General features: G+C 51.0%; 1 protein-coding gene and 1 pseudogene. Both read right to left on the bottom strand.

Features of this window, described 5'->3' with window-relative positions; genetic code table 11:
- Nucleotides 1-2,206: GbpC/Spa domain-containing protein (locus FYJ62_RS10335; RefSeq protein ID WP_229771906.1), on the bottom strand; the 2,206-nt coding region annotated here is incomplete at its 3' end.
- 273 nt (nucleotides 2,207-2,479) lie between these two features.
- A pseudogene (locus FYJ62_RS11090) lies at nucleotides 2,480-2,581 on the bottom strand (YSIRK-type signal peptide-containing protein); the annotation flags it as partial.
- Between the last annotated feature and the right edge of the window lie 141 nt (nucleotides 2,582-2,722).

Raw genomic sequence — 2,722 nt, 5'->3', positions numbered from 1 at the left:
CAACCCGGTCGGCAGGCGCTTGGACGGTGCCGCCCTTGACCACGTAGTGAATGGTCCGCTTGACAGTATGGTTCAAGACCTGGGTGGCTGGCGTGTAGGTGACCGTTTCAACGATGTCCGCGTGGTCATGCGCAATATTCTTGTTGGATACCACCGGGCGGTCAACGTTGTAGTCCTTGAGCACTGGGCTGGTCACGTCCTTGAAGTCTTGGTTGCCGGACCAGCTTTCATCGCCGGTTGCCAGGTTCTTGGTCTCGGTGAAGCTCAGCTGGTCAACCCGGTCGGCAGGCGCTTGGACGGTGCCGCCCTTGACCACGTAGTGAATGGTCCGCTTGACAGTATGGTTCAAGACCTGGGTGGCTGGCGTGTAGGTGACCGTTTCAACGATGTCCGCGTGGTCATGCGCAATATTCTTGTTGGATACCACCGGGCGGTCAACGTTGTAGTCCTTGAGCACTGGGCTGGTCACGTCCTTGAAGTCTTGGTTGCCGGACCAGCTTTCATCGCCGGTTGCCAGGTTCTTGGTCTCGGTGAAGCTCAGCTGGTCAACCCGGTCGGCAGGCGCTTGGACGGTGCCGCCCTTGACCACGTAGTGAATGGTCCGCTTGACAGTATGGTTCAGCTTGTAGATAACTTCATGCCAAGCAATATCTGGCTTCTCAGGTGCTTTCGGCTCAACTGGCTTGTAGGCAGTGGCCAAGCGGGAGTCAAGTGCAAACCAGCTATAGACATTGCGTGAGTCGGTAAGCTTCGGATTATACTTGATAATCTTCTGACCAATATGGAAGGAATTGCCTTCAAGCTCCATAATGGCCGCTCCGTAGTAGCGGTCGGCTGAATTTGGATTGTCCCAGCCAGCAGGAGCAGGAGGGTGCACTTCGTTATTGTCCTTGGCCTGCCAGTCGTCACCGAGCTGTTTAATGGTTGATCCAGGAATTCGCATGGTGGTGTTGCCGTTTGGATCGAAGTATTCAATCTTGGTGGTGCCGTTGTTAAGGCTGCTCATGTCAAGCCATACGTTGCTGTCCTTGCCCAGGGTAATTTCTTTCCCGTTTTCGTCGTAGAAGGTCAGGTCAACAGTCAGGTCAACGCGGCCATTGCGGCCATTGATCTGACTACCAGCTGCCCCATACCACAAAGCAATATTAGGGCTGTTGGACAGGAAGATATTGGCAGTTCCATCGTCTGCCGTGGTTTTATTTAGCGTGTACTTGACCTGAGCCTTGCTCAGCTTGTGTAAGACGTTATGTTTGTCAATGTAGACGGAATTCTTCAGTCCCGTGTAGCGGGCAACGGCACTTTCGCCTACCTTAAGCCGAATGCCAGTGTAGGTCTTGCCCCAGCCCTTGCTGTCCTTGATGTCCTTGCCTGTCCCTTCACCCTGGTAGTAGGAAGTGTCGGAATCGCTGAATGACTTGGAAATGTTGCCACCATTCGTTATGCCATCAGCATATACGCCCTCGCCTTCCTTGCCCAGCCAAGCACTGGACTTAATGAAGTGGAGCGGCTGGTCGCTTCCGGAAGTAACTTCAAGCGAAGCATCGTGTTCATTGGCAAATGACAGGGCCTGTGAAATTCCCTTGACCATATGCGGGTCGGAAGATTTTTGAGCAGTTTCCCACTTGTCCATGTCTTGGCTATAGACCTTCATGGCCGCGTCATAAGCCGCCTTGTCGGCTTCGTACTTGGTCACCTTGCCTTGAATGTCCGCTACCTGCTTGTCCAGATCATCCAATGCTTCTTTCTTGATAGTGTGGGTCTCGTCTTCTTTTTTGGTAACGGTCAGTCCATCTTGGTGCGCCCGGTTGATAAGACTCGTAATCGTAGTCTTGTAGGACTTCAAGTCGTCGCTCTTGCTTTCACTGCCAGCTGAAGCAGTACCAGCCAGACTTGCCATAACCATCTTCTTGTTGAGCGCTGCCACAGTGGACGGCTTAAAGGCTTGGCTTACGCCAAGGGTAGTCGTAGATTCGTTCTTGGCGTCTTCAGCAGCATCAGAGCTTTTTGCTTTAGGATTTGCCAAATCCTTCTTTGCTTTAGTAGTGGCATCTGTATCGGCATTTGCAGAACCATTCGTTTGACCTTCAGTCGCTACAGCAGTAGCTTGTTCAGCAGTTGAAGCTTGTTCTTCCGCTGACGCTGGGGCTGAAACTTTAGCTTGCGAAGCAGTTTGCTGACTTGGAGCAGCAGGTTCTTGCTTTGTCATGCCCGCTTGCGCATGCGCATCGTTTGCAGTTGCCGTTTGCACTCCAGCATTGGCTCTGCTGCCTTCTTGTACTTGCCCCCTCTGAGTTTCCCCGTTCTGATTTTCAGCACTTGCTACGGAAGCTTGGCTAGTTGACTCGGGAGTTTGAGCTTGCTTTTGATCCTTAGAAGCCATTTGTGTCTTTGATGAATCTGACTTATTCTCAGCACTGCTGCTTGCATTTACGGTAACAGTTGCGCCGTTAATCGTATCAGCATGTGCTACAGAACCATTAGCACCCATCCATAACGTGGTTGAAAGCAGAACTGACGCTACACCAACGGACAGCTTTCTCAAGCTGTAGTGTGGTGTTCGATCAGCACTGTCAACGAACATCTTATTTTTCTTTCTTACTTAAACTTCCCACTTGCAAAAGTGGGCTTGTACCTTGAAAATTCAATAGTTTAGCCAATAAAAAAGCACAAGGCCTTTGTTCGCTTGATATAATTTAGTCAACCACAACATCATCAATATCAA

The organism is Lactobacillus porci, assembly GCF_009695985.1.
GTDB classification, from domain to species: Bacteria; Bacillota; Bacilli; order Lactobacillales; family Lactobacillaceae; genus Lactobacillus; species Lactobacillus absianus.
Note: the sequence above shows the minus strand (reverse complement) of the source record. Positions and strands in the feature narration are given on the sequence as shown.